Origin of the sequence: Nostoc sp., from assembly GCF_036919575.1 — a bacterium.
Taxonomy (GTDB): domain Bacteria; phylum Cyanobacteriota; class Cyanobacteriia; order Cyanobacteriales; family Nostocaceae; genus Nostoc.
On record NZ_JBALBY010000056.1, the window covers coordinates 38,791 to 56,117 of the forward strand.

At 42.3% G+C, this 17,327-nt stretch carries 14 protein-coding genes; 6 read left to right on the forward strand and 8 right to left on the reverse strand.

The features are described from left to right. Positions 1-8 precede the first annotated feature (8 nt). The 4 genes from V7K27_RS15660 to V7K27_RS15675 form a co-directional block, all read right to left on the reverse strand. On the reverse strand, positions 9-941 hold the full coding sequence (locus tag V7K27_RS15660; protein WP_334948690.1) for a hypothetical protein: 933 nt from the start codon (positions 939-941) through the stop codon (positions 9-11). Between the two features lie 253 nt (positions 942-1,194). Beyond that, the gene (locus V7K27_RS15665; protein WP_334948691.1) at positions 1,195-2,070 is read right to left on the reverse strand and encodes a M48 family metallopeptidase; all 876 of its coding nucleotides are present in this window, start codon (positions 2,068-2,070) and stop codon (positions 1,195-1,197) included. 226 nt (positions 2,071-2,296) lie between these two features. Then, positions 2,297-2,662 (reverse strand): Lin0512 family protein, encoded by a 366-nt coding sequence (locus V7K27_RS15670; RefSeq protein WP_334948713.1) that lies wholly within the window; start codon positions 2,660-2,662, stop codon positions 2,297-2,299. Between the two features lie 115 nt (positions 2,663-2,777). Continuing rightward, positions 2,778-3,146, reverse strand: a complete 369-nt coding sequence (locus V7K27_RS15675) for a cyclic nucleotide-binding domain-containing protein (RefSeq protein WP_334948693.1) — start codon at positions 3,144-3,146, stop codon at positions 2,778-2,780. 376 nt (positions 3,147-3,522) lie between these two features. On the opposite strand from V7K27_RS15675, the gene V7K27_RS15680 reads away from it, so the two are divergent. Together V7K27_RS15680 and ileS are read left to right on the forward strand one after the other, a co-directional pair. After that, complete coding sequence (locus tag V7K27_RS15680; protein ID WP_334948695.1) at positions 3,523-4,689, forward strand: RNA-guided endonuclease InsQ/TnpB family protein; 1,167 nt, start codon at positions 3,523-3,525, stop codon at positions 4,687-4,689. Positions 4,690-4,785: 96 nt separating this feature from the next. Beyond that, positions 4,786-7,728 (forward strand): isoleucine--tRNA ligase, encoded by a 2,943-nt coding sequence (ileS, locus tag V7K27_RS15685; RefSeq protein ID WP_334948697.1) that lies wholly within the window; start codon positions 4,786-4,788, stop codon positions 7,726-7,728. A gap of 80 nt (positions 7,729-7,808) precedes the next feature. Here the strand turns inward: ileS and V7K27_RS15690 are convergent, their stop codons facing one another. Beyond that, positions 7,809-8,693, reverse strand: a complete 885-nt coding sequence (locus V7K27_RS15690) for a ParA family protein (protein WP_334948699.1) — start codon at positions 8,691-8,693, stop codon at positions 7,809-7,811. Between the two features lie 356 nt (positions 8,694-9,049). On the opposite strand from V7K27_RS15690, the gene V7K27_RS15695 reads away from it, so the two are divergent. Continuing rightward, positions 9,050-10,225 carry a homospermidine biosynthesis protein gene (locus tag V7K27_RS15695; RefSeq protein ID WP_334948701.1) on the forward strand — a complete coding sequence of 392 codons (1,176 nt, stop codon included), beginning with the start codon at positions 9,050-9,052 and terminating at the stop codon, positions 10,223-10,225. 182 nt (positions 10,226-10,407) lie between these two features. Here the strand turns inward: V7K27_RS15695 and V7K27_RS15700 are convergent, their stop codons facing one another. Then, the gene (locus V7K27_RS15700; protein WP_334948703.1) at positions 10,408-12,312 is read right to left on the reverse strand and encodes an adenylate/guanylate cyclase domain-containing protein; all 1,905 of its coding nucleotides are present in this window, start codon (positions 12,310-12,312) and stop codon (positions 10,408-10,410) included. A gap of 315 nt (positions 12,313-12,627) precedes the next feature. Between V7K27_RS15700 and V7K27_RS15705 the strand changes: the two genes are divergently transcribed. Together V7K27_RS15705 and V7K27_RS15710 are read left to right on the forward strand one after the other, a co-directional pair. Further along, the gene (locus V7K27_RS15705; protein WP_334948705.1) at positions 12,628-13,971 is read left to right on the forward strand and encodes a P-loop NTPase fold protein; all 1,344 of its coding nucleotides are present in this window, start codon (positions 12,628-12,630) and stop codon (positions 13,969-13,971) included. Then, positions 13,922-15,739: a tetratricopeptide repeat protein gene (locus V7K27_RS15710; protein ID WP_334948707.1), complete on the forward strand. Its 1,818-nt coding sequence runs from the start codon at positions 13,922-13,924 to the stop codon at positions 15,737-15,739. The genes V7K27_RS15705 and V7K27_RS15710 overlap by 50 nt, the downstream gene beginning before the upstream one ends. Here the strand turns inward: V7K27_RS15710 and V7K27_RS15715 are convergent. Then, positions 15,728-16,063: a type II toxin-antitoxin system HicB family antitoxin gene (locus tag V7K27_RS15715; protein WP_442947622.1), complete on the reverse strand. Its 336-nt coding sequence runs from the start codon at positions 16,061-16,063 to the stop codon at positions 15,728-15,730. The genes V7K27_RS15710 and V7K27_RS15715 overlap by 12 nt on opposite strands. 250 nt (positions 16,064-16,313) lie before the next feature. On the opposite strand from V7K27_RS15715, the gene V7K27_RS15720 reads away from it, so the two are divergent. Further along, entirely contained in the window at positions 16,314-16,448 is a 135-nt protein-coding gene (locus V7K27_RS15720; RefSeq protein WP_334948709.1) for a hypothetical protein, read from the forward strand. Between the two features lie 236 nt (positions 16,449-16,684). Here V7K27_RS15720 and V7K27_RS15725 read toward each other — a convergent pair whose 3' ends face one another. Continuing rightward, the gene (locus tag V7K27_RS15725; protein ID WP_334948717.1) at positions 16,685-17,140 is read right to left on the reverse strand and encodes a hypothetical protein; all 456 of its coding nucleotides are present in this window, start codon (positions 17,138-17,140) and stop codon (positions 16,685-16,687) included. Positions 17,141-17,327: the final 187 nt, after the last annotated feature.

Here is a 17,327-nt window from a genome sequence, read left to right on the forward strand (position 1 = left end):
AGGTTCTTCTAAAGGAACCTATCTAATAATTCTTCCCTGGATAGTTGCAGTAATAAAGGAGTAAATTCCTCTGGAGATAATGCCGACAAAGCTTCAATAATTACTCTTATTTCGGCATCTAAAGAACCAAAGCGAACTCGCAACAAATTCTCTATAACATTACGACGTTCTGCTTGAATTCCTTCTTGAATTCCTTCTTGAATTCCTTCTTGGATTCCTTCTTGGATTCCTTCTTGTTTAGCTTCTGCTAATTTTTGCTCGTAAATAGGTGATAAGCGCATAATTAAATCTCTATCCTCCTCGTCTATATTTTGATTGAATTCTAAGGTGGTCTTTAAACTCAATAATAAATCAATTGCTTTGGAACGTAAGGGATTATTTTGGGGAAGTGCTTCTAGTTCATCTATTGCTTGTTGCTGGACTCTTCCCTTACCTAAAATTCTCAACCATAGTGTTTCTTCTGTACACGGTAATTGGTGAATTGCCACAATTGCTGTTCTCAAATAATCGCCTAAAAAATGTACTCCTATTCCCCAATTCTCTTGATCTAGGTTAGTTCTAAAACCATCCAATATAGACTCAGAAGCTGTAGGTGAAAAAATCCATAAGCGTGGTAAATCTGATTCCACAATCCGGTTTTTATCACCTTTACTTTGACGCTTTACTTCGGCGAAAATATCAAATAATTTATTCATACAACTACGAATTTCCGCAATTGTAGCCGCATTTCTAAATGGTTCAATTAATGCAGGTTCAGCCGCAAATTTCCCTAACAGTCCTAATGCTATTGTATCGCTTGCAGATTGCGGTGAAGGGACAAAATAAACATCAATCTCTCGAATCTCCGCCGGAACCTTTCGACTTGTTTCCACTTCTCCCAATGGCTGTAACAATTCTTTAAGATAGTCTTTTGCGAACTGGTCGTAGGGAAACCTGGTCATTAGCTGATTTTCTAGCTGTACCAATATTTTACATGAGTGCGTAGACGCATATTCCTACGCAGAGCGTCTCGTCGAGAAACGGCTTGTCGCCAGAATCGCATTCATAATATTGACAAATGCACTAATTAATGCAGTGGTTATGATTGGTAAGCTAATCGGCATTGAAGTTGCATAATCAGGGCGGGCAAGATGCCCACCCCACAAGATATTGAGAAAATTTTAATATGCAAATTAGATGTGTTTTAGCTTAACTCTACCAATTGCGCCACCCGCCTTTGGGTGTAACTTCATTAGTATACTTAAGCCCGTGACTGTGTAACAGAGTTTGATATTCTGTGCTGCTTGCCCATCGGTCAATTTCTCGCGCCCGTAGCACTGGTACTGGATGGGTTAATTGGGCTGTGCGGGCGGCTTTGACCATTTCGCCTAGTTCGGTCTTGCTAATATCATCGTAAGCGCGGACTTGGGCAACAAAGGCATCGAGATTCAGTTGTGGCGCTAAGGTGGGGGAACCACCCGCCAACTTCATCAATACTGACATGACAACTTTCGGGTCTTGGGTTGCTAGTAATGCGGCGCGATCGCAGGTAAACTCAGCACAACGTACCCATTCTAAAAGCTGTGCCTGTATCGCTTGAGCAACGAAGGTTCCGACATTGGGCACAATCGCCGCAGCTAATATTAATAAATTTACAGGAGTCAAGTAAACGCTATGGTCACACTTAAGATGCCCCAACTCGTGGGCAATTACTGCCTGTATTTCTACTGGTGTGAGGATATCAATCAGGGATGTGTGTAGCACAACAAAGGGCTGCTTACCCCGCACAGCAAAAGTATAGGCATTGGGAGCCGGATGTTGCCGGACGTACAATTGGGGAGGCTCTATATCCAGGATTTTACAGGCATCTAACAACAGTTTGTATAAATCGGGCAGTTGCTTTTCACCCACCAGAATACTGGAGGCAATATTTTCCACATAGAAAACCTGCTCTGCCATTGGCCCAAGCCAATTTCGCACCAACATATCTATGCCTGGTATCTGCTTGAGCGCTCTGGTAGCTTCCAGGTCTAATGGATGACGAAATGAGTCAGCTTTTAAACCAATTAGCGGGGTTTGGATGAAGGACATAGTGCAGCAAGCTATAAAAAAACACAACTATGGAAGCTGGCTGGTTAGATTCACAGCCTCCCACAGTTAGTATAACGATTTCAGTAGGGTGAGCAGGGGACACCCAAAGGTACAGAATCCACGTTCCTAAGTGGGATTTTTTCAATCGCGCACGAGAGCAAAACCGATTCTTGTAACTGATTACGAAGGTTAGTCGAGCATCGGCGTTCTATGGGTTTGACTTCAGCTACTCATTTTCAACCAGAACTGTTACGGCTGCGATCGCAATCAACATTTCGTCATTTTTATCGTTGAGTTCGGGAATCGCCCGCCCTTGAACTATCATCCCTCCAGATTCTACGGTGAGGGTTTTCCGACCAAATGGTAGTACAGCTAGTACTTCTTCTTCTCTAACTTGTTCTGGATATGGTACTGCTACCTGAACCTCTATAATCATTTCATTGGGGTGACTTAAACCTGCAACTTCCCAAACACCAGGTAAGGCATTGTGAGCGATCGCATTGCGTACCGCCCTAGATGCTGCTACTGTTGGATCTTGTCCATGCTGATCTATTCCCATCCCCATCTCAATAATTAAGCGTTTACGCACCATTGCTATCTCCGGTAAATCTTGCATCTTTGATTAAAAAGGCAGAAGGCAGAGAAGCCACTTGGGAGAAAACCGTGCTACCTATTGCACCCTCCTGCCCCTTGTCTTCTGAGGTGCTTTAAACTATATGCTGCAAGCGACTCAGACGCTCTGAGTAACTTTTCATCACCTGTAGAGCAAACCTGGGTGTTTCCTCAACGGCAAAGAGAAACCTTTCCTCATTAAGGAAAACCAGTTTAGTATCTACTTTAGCGATCGCAGTGTAAGTTCTATTTTTGACTCCTACAAGTACCCCAACACCAAAAACTTCGCCAGTCTCAATGGTTTCTATAACTTTGCCATTGACTAATATATCTACCTCTCCTTCGAGAATGCCGTACATTTTATCACCAGTTTGTGCTTCTTCAAAAATGACTTGGCCTGCTGAAAATGCTTGAGGATCAGGTTGTTTTTGAAAGATACTGATTGTTACTACAGGACTTAGCATTAGAGCAACCCCAAAATTAATTGTTTTTAAACGAAACCTTTGGATAGCTTTAGGCGAACCTAGAAAAGTATACTACTTTGTGTTGATTAACTCTCAACCTCCGCAAAATTCCTGATTGTCCAGAGGAAAAAAGACCTCTCCCTGGTTTTACTACGTAAAACCGTCCCTCTCCGAGTCGGAGAGGGAAAGACTGGAACTTTAGTTTAAGGGAGGGAGAAGATAAGATAGCAAATTTTGGTTTTCATGTCATAGAACCTCACGGGATGTAGGAAACGAGCGCGGCTTTAGCCCTGAGAGGGAAACGGCGCGAGGCAATTTATTGCCTTTAGTCTTTTTTAATTGGCTATTTTCACAGAATAAATGCTATAATGTGAGTATGACACAAAAAGCTTTCAAGTACCGATTTTATCCAACACAGTCGCAAGAAACATTACTTAGAAGAACGATGGGTTGCGCTCGATTAGTTTATAACCGTGCATTAGCTGCAAGGACAGAAGCATGGTATGAACGACTTGAGCGAGTCGGATACGCTGAAACCTCAAAAATGCTAACTGGCTGGAAAAAGCAAGAAGACTTGCAGTTTCTCAATGAAGTTAGCTGTGTGCCATTACAACAAGGATTGAGGCATCTACAAACCGCTTTTACCAATTTCTTTGCAGGAAGGGCAAAATACCCTAACTTCAAGAAAAAGCATCACGGTGGCAATGCTGAATTTACTAAGTCGGCTTTCAAGTGGAAAGATGGCAAAGTATTCTTGGCTAAATGTTCTCAACCGTTGCCTATTGTTTGGAGCCGCCAACTCCCAGAAGGCGCAGAACCATCAACAATACAGGTGTTGCTCTCGCCATCTGGTCGGTGGACAGTTGCAATGCTTGTAGATGTTGAGATTGAAACATTACCTGAATCTCCTAATCAAATTGGCTTGGATTTGGGTATTACTAGCTTGATGGCTTTGAGTAATGGTGAAAAGATTGCTAATCCTAAAACCTTCAAAGCAAAGCGCCGTAAATTGCGTAGAGCTACGAAAGCGCTTAGTCGCAAGAAAAAAGGATCTAACAATCGCCACAAAGCAAGATTGAAAGTCGCTAAAGTTCATGCAGAAATTAGCGATGCTCGTAATGATTTTCTTCACAAATTGACAACTCGATTGGTTCGTGAAAACCAAGTGATTGCAGTCGAGGATTTGTCCGTGAAGAATATGGTTAAAAACAAAAAACTCGCTCTCTCGATTAGTGATGCTAGTTGGGGTGAAACCGTCAGGCAACTTGAATATAAGTGCAACTGGTATGGTCGTACTTTTGTCAAAATTGACCGTTGGTTCCCTAGCTCCAAAAGGTGTGGACATTGCGGACATATCGTTGATAAGTTGCCCTTAAATATCAGAGAGTGGGACTGTCCTAAGTGCAGTACACATCACGATAGAGATGTGAATGCTGCTAAAAATATTCTTGCCGCAGGGCTTGCGGTGAATGTCTGTGGAGCGACTGTAAGACCTGAAGAGAGTAAATCTCGGAAGGCTGGTGCTATGAAGCAGAAACTCTAAGAAGTGATTCTTGGAATCTCAGTCGCGGTGACTCGCTGAGAGTAGTCAACTTCTATAATTAATAAAACCTGCACACCTATTTCTAGGCATGAGACTGTGACCGAATCAGGAAGTTACAAAGATACTGTAAACCTACCCAAGACTAACTTTGAGATGCGGGCAAACGCCATCAAGCGGGAGCCGGAAATCCAAAAATTTTGGGAAGATAATAAAATTTACGATCGCCTCTCCGAAAATAACCCCGGCGAATTATTTATACTGCACGATGGGCCTCCCTACGCTAATGGCTCTCTGCATATTGGTCACGCTTTAAATAAAATTCTCAAAGATATTATTAACCGCTACCAACTGCTACAAGGGCGTAAAGTTCGTTACGTCCCTGGTTGGGATTGTCACGGATTGCCAATTGAGTTAAAAGTTTTGCAGAACATGAAGTCAGCAGAACGGCAAAACTTAACGCCTTTACAACTGCGGCAAAAAGCGAAAGAATTTGCTTTAGTGACCGTAAATGAGCAGCGCCAAAATTTTAAACGCTACGGTATTTGGGGAGATTGGGACAACCCTTATCTAACTCTGAAGCCGGAATATGAAGCGGCTCAAATTGGCGTATTTGGTCAGATGTTCTTGAAAGGCTACATCTATCGCGGTTTGAAGCCGGTTCACTGGAGTCCGAGTTCTAAAACCGCTTTGGCGGAAGCTGAGTTGGAATATCCAGAAGGTCACGTTTCCCGCAGTATCTATGCAGCTTTTCCCATCACAGGTTTGGCGTCAGCTGTAAAACCACTGTTGGCGGAATATCTGTCAGATTTGGGTGTGGCTATCTGGACAACTACACCTTGGACAATTCCGGCGAATTTGGCTGTGGCGGTAAATGCAGATTTGAATTATGCAGTGGTGGAAGTGGAACCCCACCCCCCAACCCCCTCCCCGCAAGCTCTTAGGGGGAGTGAGGAAGTTTCTTCTCATTCTCCGTTAACGGAAAGAGTGAGGTTTCGCTATCTCATCGTTGCTGCTGATTTAGTGGAACGTTTATCTTCGACGTTGGGAGTTAAGTTAACTCTCAAAGCCACGTTTAAGGGGAATGATTTAGAACATACTACTTACCGTCATCCTTTATTTGACCGCGAAAGTCCGATTGTTGTAGGTGGTGATTACATTACCACTGAATCGGGTACGGGGTTGGTACATACTGCCCCCGGTCATGGTCAAGAAGATTACATTGTAGGTCTGCGTTACGGTTTGCCTATCCTTGCACCAGTGGATGACAATGGCAATTTTACCGAAGAAGCGGGACAATTTGCGGGGTTGAATGTGCTGGGTGATGGGAATCAAGCGGTAATTGATGCATTAACTGCGGCTGGTTCTTTGTTGAAGGAAGAAGCATACCCCCACAAATATCCTTATGATTGGCGGACGAAGAAGCCAACGATTTTTCGCGCGACTGAACAATGGTTTGCTTCGGTGGAAGGATTTAGAGAAGAAGCATTAAAGGCGATCGCCACGGTAAAATGGATTCCAGCCCAAGGTGAAAATCGCATCACCCCAATGGTGGCGGAACGTTCTGATTGGTGTATCTCTCGTCAGCGGAGTTGGGGTGTACCCATTCCCGTTTTCTACGATGAAGCCACGGGAGAACCATTGCTGAATGAAGAAATTATCAACCACGTTCAAGGAATTATCGCAGAAATTGGTTCTGATGCTTGGTGGGAACTGTCGGTTGAGGAGTTATTACCCCAATCCTATCGCCAAAATGGTAAGTCTTACCGCAAAGGTACAGACACAATGGATGTATGGTTTGATTCTGGCTCATCTTGGGCAGCTGTGGCCAAACAGCGTCCAGAGTTACGCTATCCTGCTGATATCTATTTGGAAGGTTCCGACCAACATCGCGGTTGGTTCCAATCAAGCTTGCTCACCAGTGTAGCAGTGAATGACATTGCGCCTTACAAAACTGTGCTAACTCACGGCTTCGCTTTGGACGAACAAGGGCGAAAGATGAGTAAGTCCGAAGGAAATGTGGTTGACCCAAATATAATCATTGAAGGCGGGAAAAATCAAAAAGTAGAACCGGCCTACGGTGTAGATGTATTGCGACTGTGGGTATCATCGGTAGACTACTCCGGCGATGTCCGCATTGGTAAAAACATCATCAAGCAGCTGAATGATGTCAGAGGTAAGATTCGCAATACGGCGCGGTTCTTGTTGGGTAGCTTGGATGATTTTGACCCCGAAAAAGATGCAGTAGCTTTCGAGGAATTGCCAGAACTTGACCGTTATATGCTACACCGCATCACCGAAGTGTTTGAGGAAGTGACGGAAGCCTTTGAGAGTTTCCAATTCTTCCGCTTTTTCCAAACAGTGCAGAATTTCTGCGTGGTGGATTTATCTAACTTTTATTTAGATGTTGCCAAAGATAGGCTGTACATCAGTGCAACCAATGCTTTCCGCCGTCGCAGTTGCCAAACAGTGCTGAAGATAGCGTTAGAAAATTTAGCACGAGCGATCGCTCCAGTATTATGCCACACCGCCGAGGATATCTGGCAATATCTCCCTTATAAAACACCTTACAAATCGGTGTTTGAAGCTGGTTGGGTGCAGCTAGAGGAAAAATGGCGTAATCCAGAATTAGCGGAATTTTGGACAGAGTTACGGAAAATTCGTGATAAGGTCAACAAAACTCTAGAAATATATCGATTGCAAAAGACAATCGGATCTTCTTTAGAAGCAAAAGTTGTCGTGCATGTCTTTGATGAGAGATTGCGTCAACGTTTACAAGCTCTCAATCCCAATACTCACGGTTCAGTTGAAAAAAGTAATGGTGTAGATGAGTTACGTTATCTATTTTTAGCTTCTCAAGTAGAAGTGCCATCTGAACCCATTTCTAAGGAAGGAGATGATGCTGACATATATTTTGAGGTTCACAAAGCAGACGGAGAAAAATGCGATCGCTGTTGGAACTACTCCATTCATGTGGGAGAATCAGCAGAACATCCGCTAATTTGCGATCGATGTGTTGCAGCCTTAGCCGGAAATTTTTAGGGAGTAGGGAGTAGGGAGTAGGGAGTAGGGAATTTCCCCATTCTCCATTCTCTATTCCCCATTCCCCATTCCCCACTCCCTTAAAGCTTTTGCAACAACTCCTGAGTTAACTGAAAGAACGCTTTTGAACCAGCTGATTGGGGAGCAATTAAAACAGCTGGCATAAAACTATCAACAGCCTTAGCAACATTGACATCAACTGGTATTTGCACCTTACAAATTTTTTCTACACCGAAATCTTCAACAACGCGGTGCATCACTTGTTTATAGTATCTGCCAGTCAGAAGGTTAGCGCTGGACATACTAAATACAATTCCCAGCATTTTTATATCTATCTTGCTTTCATGTCCGTGACTGTCTTTTAATTGGGCAATGCGTCTTTCCAGCAGTTGAATACCCACTACAGATAAAGGTTCTGGTTTAGCAGGAAGTATGTAAAAATCGCTAGCGGCTAAAGCGCTACGAGTCAATAGATTATAGCCAGGGGCACAATCGAGAAGGATAAAATCATATTCTTCACGTACTGGTTTTAAGATGTTATTAATCAGGACTCTTTCAAAGCGATTCCAAATCATTTCAAAGTCCTGTTCACCCAAAGCAGTTGCTTGTTGATGCAGCATTTCTGACACAACAAATTCATCATACAAGTCGATATCTCCTGGTAATAAATCCAGTCCTGGAAGATTACAAACCTGCGATTGAATGATATCTTTAATTGTCAGTTTTGCTTGTGGGTCTGGATTGATAACTTCGTCTATCAGATATCTAAATGTTTTACTTTGTTTACGACGCTTGGCAAAATCTAAAGGCGACATTAAACTAAGTGTGGCGCTAATTTGGCTGTCTAAATCAAGAACAAGCACCCGCTTACCATGATTTTTAGCTAAACAGGTAGCTAAGTTGACAGTGAGGGTGGTTTTACCAACGCCACCTTTCATATTTGCAGTAGCAATTACATATCCCATTGGCTGAGTCCTCTGTTGACGCATTCCCATCTAGGTAGCGTACACCTATCTCGATCCATTAAATCTTCCATTAAATTTAATATTTCCGCAAACTCATTTGTAAGCGTTGAGGTAATTGAGACGATTTAAGGGATTTCCAAGAAATAAATTACCTAAATCAACGAACCACAGAGACGCAGAGAACACAGAGGAATGAGGAAGAGAGAGTTTTTTGGATATTTTTTTTTATTTGGAAGTCCCTAATCTCAGCCGTTGTACTGTTTTTTAATGAAATGGGCTAGTTAAATTGCTGTCACTTTGGTTGAAAGCTAGATAACATTAGATTCGGGCGTGTTTACTAGTTCGGGAGTGCCAAAATGTCTAAACAGCTGGGTCAAAAAATCGCACCGACACCGATATCAAATGATATCAATGTGGTGGATTTGATTGATCAATACTTTACCGCTTACAACTCAGCGCGGTTGCGGGAAATCTGCCAACTTCTGAGTCGTGATGTGCTAAAGGATGGTGTCACGGTGGGAGTTAGCCTTTCCGGTGCAATGACACCAGCAGGATTTGGGGTTTCAGCACTTGCACCCTTAATTCGCAACGGCTTTATTGACTGGATGATTAGCACTGGTGCAAATCTTTACCACGATATGCACTACGGTTTGGGTTTTGAACTCTTTGCTGGTAATCCGTTTTTGGATGATGTGAAACTGCGCCAGGAAGGCACTATTCGCATTTATGACATTATCTTTGGTTACGATGTGCTGCTGGAAACTGATGCGTTCATCCGCAAGATTCTGCAAGGGGAAGCGTTTCAGAAGCGGATGGGAACTGCTGAGTTTCACTATTTATTGGGTAAGTATGTTCGGGAAGTAGAAAAGCAGTTGGGTGTGCAACATTCCTGCTTGCTGGCGACAGCTTATGAGTATGGCGTGCCGATATATACGTCTTCTCCAGGAGATAGCTCAATTGGGATGAACGTGGCGGCTTTAGCTTTGGAAGGTTCGCAGTTGGTGATAGATCCATCAATTGACGTAAATGAGACGGCTGCGATCGCATATAATGCCCGTGAATCAGGAGGAAAAAGTGCAGCTGTAATTCTCGGTGGCGGTAGTCCCAAAAACTTTTTGCTACAAACTCAACCGCAACTTCACGAAGTATTGGGACTAGAAGAACGAGGACACGATTTCTTTGTACAGTTTACCGATGCGCGTCCAGATACAGGCGGTTTGTCTGGAGCAACCCCATCGGAAGCCGTCAGCTGGGGTAAGATTGACCCAGAGGAGTTACCTAACACAATTGTTTGTTATACCGATAGCACGATCGCTCTACCTTTGGTAACAGCATACGTCTTGAATAAGTGCCAGCCTCGCCCCCTGAAGCGAATCTACGACAGGCGAGAAGCCATTTTCGACAAACTGCAAAAAGACTATCTAGCAGCCAAAACCCGACCATCGGATCAGATTCCAGCAGGAGTGGCTGATAGTGCTGAAAAGCAAACAGCGACTTATCCCTGTGGTCGGCTGATTCCGAATACTCACTAGGGAGTGCGTCAAAATTTATCGAATAGCCCAAAGAAACCTCACCCTGGTTTTGCTATGCAAAACCTGTCCCTCTCCTTATTAAGGAGAGGGATGTCCGTCAGGACACAATTTTGCAAATATACCAGATGAGAAACAAGATTCTTGCTCCCTCTCCTTACCAAGGAGAGGGTTGGGGTGAGGTTTTACTTCCGTCCAATCAACAAATAAGTTGTCATTTTCCCTTTACCTTTAACTTCGATTTCGCCCCGCTTTTCAAATAAAAATTCATCACACAAACACTTATAAGTATCTTCTGTAACCTGGATTTTACCAACAATACCTTGGGATTCCATACAGCTAGCGATGTTTACCGTGTCTCCCCAGAGATCATAAGTAAAGTTGTTGAGGTCAATTACTCCCGCCACTACGGAACCTCTATGAATGCCAATACGAATGCTGAAGTTTTGGTTATTCTCAGTATTAAATAGAGCGATCGCAGTTTGCATGTGCAGTGCCATTTGAGCGATCGCTTGAGCATGATCTGGGTGGCGCGTGGGTAAGCCACCAACTACCATATAAGCATCGCTAATGGTCTTGATTCTCTCTAAACTATATCGCTCGGTGAGGCGATCGAAAGCTGAGAAAATTGGGTTGAGTAAGTTTACCAGTTGAATTGCACTCACAGAAGCAGCAATTTCGCTAAAACCGACAATATCTGCAAATAAAACTGTGACATCAGCAAAGTCTTCGGCAATCTTAGCCGGTTCTTCTTTCAAGGGTTTCGAGATTGCGACGGGCAAAATATTCAGCAATAAACGTTCGGTTTCTTCCTGCTGATGTCGCAGCGCTTCTTCTGCTGCTAGTCGCTGGGTGACATTGCGAAAAATGCCGCGAGTCGCAACTGGATGACCTTCGATAAATTTACAGTTAATGTTACCTTCTAAAAAGATTGTTTGACCGTCTTTAGTAAGGAATGCGGCTTTTACTTGCCCAAACTTTTCTCCTGATAGCACGCGATAAAATCTTTGCAAACAGTCTTGTTTAAACTCTGGATGTATAATCTCAAAAACATTCATATTCGCAATTTCAGCTTCGCTATATCCCAAAGTTTCTCGCCATGCACGATTGACATACAAAAAACGACCAGATGCATTGACGGATTGAATCAAGTCATTAGCATTTTCAAATAAATCTCTATATCGTTCTTCACTTTCTACAAGAGCATCTTCTGCTTGTTTACGTTTGATAAACTGAGCGATTTGACTACCAATAGAACCGACCATTTGCAATAGGTCTTTATCTTTTGGTTGTATGTCCCGACTGAAGAAAACCATCACTCCTAAGATTTCACTATTGTCTAAGATGGGGAAGCCAAAAGCAGCGTGTAATCCAGCCTCAGCCGCAGGTTGCGATCGCCGAGTGTCTCCATCTTCTGTGATATCTTGAATCCACAAAGGCAAACGTCTGATCCAAATTCGACCAGGTAAGCCAACACCCGGTATATAGGTAGTTTGCCAGGTGATTCCTTTAAACTCCCGGACACAAATTACCCGACTTGACCAAATTTCCACACACCTTAGTACTGCATTGATGCTATGTCCCTGTACCGAAGTGCCAATATATTGATTTGGTGTCCAAAGTTCGCCTAAATCCCATTCTAAGTTTTGACAAATCGACTGCAAAATTTGCGGAATTACCTGCTTTACGCTCTGGGATTCTGATAATATCCGAGTGATAGCATACTGGGTACTTGTACGCTGTTCCCGGTGCTGCCGAGCAGTAATATCTCGACCAATGTAGACAATATCTTCTAATTCTTTGATTGTTTTCGGAATTACTGAACAAGAAAAAGCAATCAATCGCTTTTCTCTAGTCTTTGTTCGACAAACTACCTCGAAATTCTGAAAATTTTTCTGAAAAGAAGAATGGTGGTGAATGGCTGAGATTAATAGTTGATTATCATCAATTATCAGTGATATTGGTTGATTAATTAATTCTTCTTCACTATAACCAAATAATTCTAGAGCAGCACGATTTACTTTTTTTATTTTTCCGATTTTACTGGTTATAAACAAAGCATCTGCCATTGCAGTAATTACTTGTTCCATGTTCAAATTTATATTTCTTTTGGAGGATTGACAATTGAATATAATATTTATCTTTAGTTGCATCCGCGATCGCCTTTGTCAAAGCTACCACATCGGCTTTAGCAGCAGATTATCAGTTTCGCATACTTGAAAGTCGATTTTTCAACATAGCGCGATCGCAGCCATCCGGTAAAAATTTTTCAGGTTATTATCTAGGCTTTTAATGTATAAGATATTACAATGTATTCAAGCGTCAAATTCAGATGTAAAATTGCAGTGCGATCGCCTAAAATTTAAGATTGAGAAAATCATATCTATAAAGTTAGTCAAAACCCAATGAATCACCAGCGTGCTAATACTCTAAGAGATGCATTTCAAGTTTGTAATGTTGAACCGTTAGAGGGTGCAAACATGGAGCGTTACTATGTTGATTTATCAGCAGTACGCAAAACTTCAGCAATTGACAGCGTTAGTAAGATTTTAGAGTTTCAAGAACCCGCAGATTTCCGCACAATTTTGTTTACCGGACATCGCGGCTGTGGCAAAAGTACAGAGTTAAAACGCATTCACAACCAATGGGAAAAACAATACCACGTAATTTATTTAGAAGTTAACGAAGAAACAGATATTAATGATGCTCGTTATACAGATTTATATTTAATCGTCATTAAACAAGTAGAATTTGAGTTGCGTAAATTAGGTTTAAAATTTGATCCTCAACTTCTGGGAAACTTTGAATCTTGGTTTAAGGATATTACTAAAGAAACCGAAGAAAGTGTGGAAAGGTCTGTCAGTATTGAAGGAGAAGCGACTCTAAAACCAGAAGCTCCATTTATCGCTAAATTGATGGTCAAATTACTAGCACAAATTAAAGGTTCTGATAAACAAAAAACTACTATTCGCCAAACTTTAGAAAAAGACCTATCACGTCTCAAAGCAGATATTAACCTTTTATTAGGAGATGCTTACGTTAAACTCCGAAAAAAATTCCCTCAATATAAGGGTTTATTAATTATTTTTGACAACATGGATCGTGTACCACCGACGATTGCAGAACATTTATTTTTTGATTATGCGGCTCAGTTACAAGAATTAGATTGCACGATAATTTATACAGTGCCAATTTCTGTACTTTGTTCCCCAAAAAACCCACTCAATCAGTTTAATAGTGATCCTCATATTGTACCAATGGTGAATATTTATGAATTTGAACGCGATCGCTGCGATTTAAACTACAATCAAACGGGACTAGAAGCAGTTGCCAGCGTCATTGAAAAGCGGGTAGATATTGATGCTGTATTTGAATCTCGCCAGGAATTGCTAAATTTAGCAGAAGCCAGTGGCGGTCATGTCCGCCAATTAATGCAGATGATACAGACTGCTTGCCTAACTGCTAGTACTCGCAAACATCCCAAAATTATTGCCGAAGATATTATCTATGCTGTCAAACAACAGCAATTTAATTTTGAAAGGTTTATTCCTGAAGAACATTATGCGTTTTTAGCCCAAGTGTGCATCACCAAGAATGTCAGCAAAGATGATATCGGTCAGTTAATGCTGTTTAACACTTCAGTTTTGGAATACAACGGCGAGAAACGGTGGAATTATCCCAATCCAGTGGTGAAGCAAAATGAATTCTTCCAGAAAGCCATCGAATCCGCACTCGCAGCGCAACCTTAGCTCACAAATAGGGACGTTTATCGCGCTTAATCAAGAGATATTTGCTCAATTACTCACCTTTGTGGACTTTGCAGAAAAGTTTACGATTGGTTTTGTAGAAATTAATTTTCCCCCAGATGCAGAAATATTAGTTGAGGCGCTAAAGACAAATCCTGAGTGTCGGGATATTCAGTTTATTAGTCTGAGTTTTTCTGATGCAAATTTGCGATTTCTCCGGGATGAAATTATCAAGATATTACCAACTATTGAGATAGAACCTAACAAAAAATTAGTCTTGATTGTACAAGGGTTAGAAAAGTCTATTGGCGTTTATGGAGACTATCCGCCAGTTTTACAAGACCTCAACTTTGTCCGAGATGCTTATAAAAGAACTGTTCCTCATCCGATTCTGTTTATTCTGCCAGATTATGCCCTGACTCGGTTAGCCAAATTTGCTCCTGATTTTTGGGCTTGGCAATCGGGGATGTTTCGGTTTCAAACTCCTCAAGTTACCAAAGATCATGCGATTAATGAGACTCAAAATACTGAGAGAATTATAGACAGATTAGAACCTCCAGAAAAGCAAGAGCGGATCGAGTTATTACAACGCCTGCTAATGGAATATAACCCTACTGGACATCAGGCGACAGGAGAAAACCTCCGCAACTGTAGTAATATTTTGCATCAGCTAGGAATCGCGTATCTAAGTAAGATAGAACCTATCAAAGCTAGAGAATATTTAGAAGAAGCCGAAAAAATAGCTAATGAGTTTCAAGATTCCACCTTCCATGCTGAAGTCCTCAACACATTAGGAGATTCTTATGGGCTGCAAAGGCAATTTGATACAGCGATCGCTTATTATCAAAAATCTTTAAGTATTTCACAGCAACTTCAGAATTCTCGCGGCGAAATTGCTGCTTTGTTTAAACTGGGCAATGCTTATCTAGACTTGAGACAATTTACACAGGCGACAACTTTCTATCAACAGTGTCTAGAAATTGAACAACAAATAGGCGATAGCTATTCTCAAGCTGGCATATACCACAATTTGGGAATGCTTGCCCAAGATTTGCGTGAATTTGAGGAGGCGCGGCGCAATTACCAACAAGCTTTGGCTATCAAAATTGAATTTGGTGATCGCTATTCTTCTGCCAGCACCTACCACAACTTGGGAATAGTTGCCCAAGATTTGCGTGAATTTGAGGAGGCGCGGCACAATTACCAACAAGCTTTGGCTATCTTCATCGAATTTGGGGATCGTTATTCCCAAGCACGCACCTACCACGAGTTGGGAAGAGTTGCCCAAAATTTGCAGGAATTTGAGGAGGCGCGGCGCAATTACCAACAAGCTTTGACTATCAATATCGAATTTGGCGATCGCTATTCCCAAGCACGCACCTACCACAACTTGGGAATAGTTGCCCAAGATTTGCGTGAATTTGAGGAGGCGCGGCGCAATTACCAACAAGCTTTGACTATCTTCAACGAATATGGCGATCGCTATGCTGAAGCTGGCACCCACCACCAGTTGGGAATAGTTGCCCAAAATTTGCAGGAATTTGAGGAAGCGCGGCGTAATTACCAACAAGCTTTGGCTATCTTTATCGAATATGGCGATCGCTATTCCCAAGCCAGCACCTACGGTCAATTAGAAACGCTTGCAGAAGCAGAAGAAAATTACGCAGAGGCGAGGGTTTATTTGCAGACAGCGTTGGAGATATTTGTTGAGTATAAGGATGAATATTGGGGGGCGATCGCACGGGAGGCGTTAGAGAGATTACCAGAGTGATGGCAAGGCGATCGCTTGTTTAAAGCGCCTCCCATATCCCTTTTTTAAAGCAAGAGAGATTCCATCTAATTCAGGTAAATTATGCCCTAACTGTAGTCCTAAAATAATCCACTCTTCTAAAGATTGTTTTAACTCTTCTCTGCAAGCTTCCAGTGTAGAGGCATTCGCATATAACCCTTGCAATTCAGGTACTTCTGCATAAAAAATACCATCTTCTAAAATTTCATAGTTTGCTCTGTGCAAAGCTGCTTGAATATACTCTGTCAGCATTTGGAGATTTTGTACAAAACTGCCTATATGACTAAATTGTAAGCTAAAAATCAAAGTTTAGATTGGCGATCGCTATTCCCAAGCACTCACCTACCACACTTTAGAAACGCTTGCAGAAGGAAACTACGTAGAGGCGAGGGTTCATTTGCAGACAGCGTTGGAAATATATGTTGAGTATAAGGAAGAATATTGGGGGGCGATCGCACGAGAGGCGTTAGAGAGATTACCAGAGTGATCGGGTGATGGCATTTAACAGGGGCGCAACCAGATCATACTCATTAGGCAAGCATAGCAAGTTGATACAATGGCATTGTCAGTCGATACAATGGCATTGTCAGCCGATACAATGGCATTGTCGGTCGATACAATGGCATTGTCGGTCGATACAATGGCATTGTCAGCCGATACAATCAAATTGCAAGAGGTTGCATTGAGATAACACGGCGATGCAAATACTTAACGGCAAGATGCACTCATTAGCAAGTAGCGCGATCGCATCAATATAGTAGCGCTTGTTGAGTTCAATACAGACCTAACCCCCAGCCCCTTCCCTTGTAGGGAAGGGGAGTAAGATTCAAAGCCTCTCTCCTAAAAGGAGAGAGGTTTGGAGAGAGGTCAAAGTCTATGCCATACACAAAGCATTCAGAAAAAGGTGATGATTTGCAAACTAGCACATCAGTTTTCTGGCGCTAGAGTTGCAGAATTGCCAACGGGTGGTTCGGTGTATTCACAAAAAATATTTAAGCCGATTTTGAGGATATATAAAACAATAACAGTTGCGATCGCTGGATCAATTGCTAAACCGTGTGCCGTCGCTACACCAACAAGAGAGATAATCAACCCTGTCAGCAAAGGCGAACTCCCTGGATTCTTGGTGTATTCTTTGAGTTGACCGCGAAAACCATCATCGCCACAGAGTTCCTCACGCAATACCTTTAGTGTTATTTGCCAAAGTGATTTACTTTGCTGCATCAACGGTTGCCCATTTTTCTCAATCCACAAATCCTCAAAAGCGCTTTCAACTTTGCCATTGTGTTTTTCCAAGTGATTTAAAGCGTGTTGTGCAGGGTCGTAATCTTGTAAAATCTCCCGTGCAACACTAATTTCTGTAAGACTTAATTGAGCATCCATCATTTATCCTCATTTTTTAGTTTGTCATTTGTCATTTGTCATTGGGCATGGGGCATTGGGCATGGGGCATTGGTTATTAATTCATCTCCTTCTCTCCCTCATCTCCCTCATCTCCCTCATCTCCCTCATCTCCCTCATCTCCCTCATCTCCCTCATCTCCCTCATCTCCCTCATCTCCCTCATCTCC

What these genes read in the sequence shown, in the direction of transcription:
- V7K27_RS15660 (WP_334948690.1), bottom strand. Translation starts at nt 941, where the DNA reads ATGACCAGGTTTCCCTACGACCAGTTCGCAAAAGACTATCTTAAAGAA.
- V7K27_RS15665 (WP_334948691.1), bottom strand. Translation starts at nt 2,070, where the DNA reads ATGTCCTTCATCCAAACCCCGCTAATTGGTTTAAAAGCTGACTCATTT.
- V7K27_RS15670 (WP_334948713.1), bottom strand. Translation starts at nt 2,662, where the DNA reads ATGGTGCGTAAACGCTTAATTATTGAGATGGGGATGGGAATAGATCAG.
- V7K27_RS15675 (WP_334948693.1), bottom strand. Translation starts at nt 3,146, where the DNA reads ATGCTAAGTCCTGTAGTAACAATCAGTATCTTTCAAAAACAACCTGAT.
- V7K27_RS15680 (WP_334948695.1), top strand. Translation starts at nt 3,523, where the DNA reads ATGACACAAAAAGCTTTCAAGTACCGATTTTATCCAACACAGTCGCAA.
- V7K27_RS15690 (WP_334948699.1), bottom strand. Translation starts at nt 8,693, where the DNA reads ATGGGATATGTAATTGCTACTGCAAATATGAAAGGTGGCGTTGGTAAA.
- V7K27_RS15695 (WP_334948701.1), top strand. Translation starts at nt 9,050, where the DNA reads ATGTCTAAACAGCTGGGTCAAAAAATCGCACCGACACCGATATCAAAT.
- V7K27_RS15700 (WP_334948703.1), bottom strand. Translation starts at nt 12,312, where the DNA reads ATGGAACAAGTAATTACTGCAATGGCAGATGCTTTGTTTATAACCAGT.
- V7K27_RS15705 (WP_334948705.1), top strand. Translation starts at nt 12,628, where the DNA reads ATGAATCACCAGCGTGCTAATACTCTAAGAGATGCATTTCAAGTTTGT.
- V7K27_RS15710 (WP_334948707.1), top strand. Translation starts at nt 13,922, where the DNA reads ATGAATTCTTCCAGAAAGCCATCGAATCCGCACTCGCAGCGCAACCTT.
- V7K27_RS15720 (WP_334948709.1), top strand. Translation starts at nt 16,314, where the DNA reads ATGGCATTGTCAGTCGATACAATGGCATTGTCAGCCGATACAATGGCA.
- V7K27_RS15725 (WP_334948717.1), bottom strand. Translation starts at nt 17,140, where the DNA reads ATGGATGCTCAATTAAGTCTTACAGAAATTAGTGTTGCACGGGAGATT.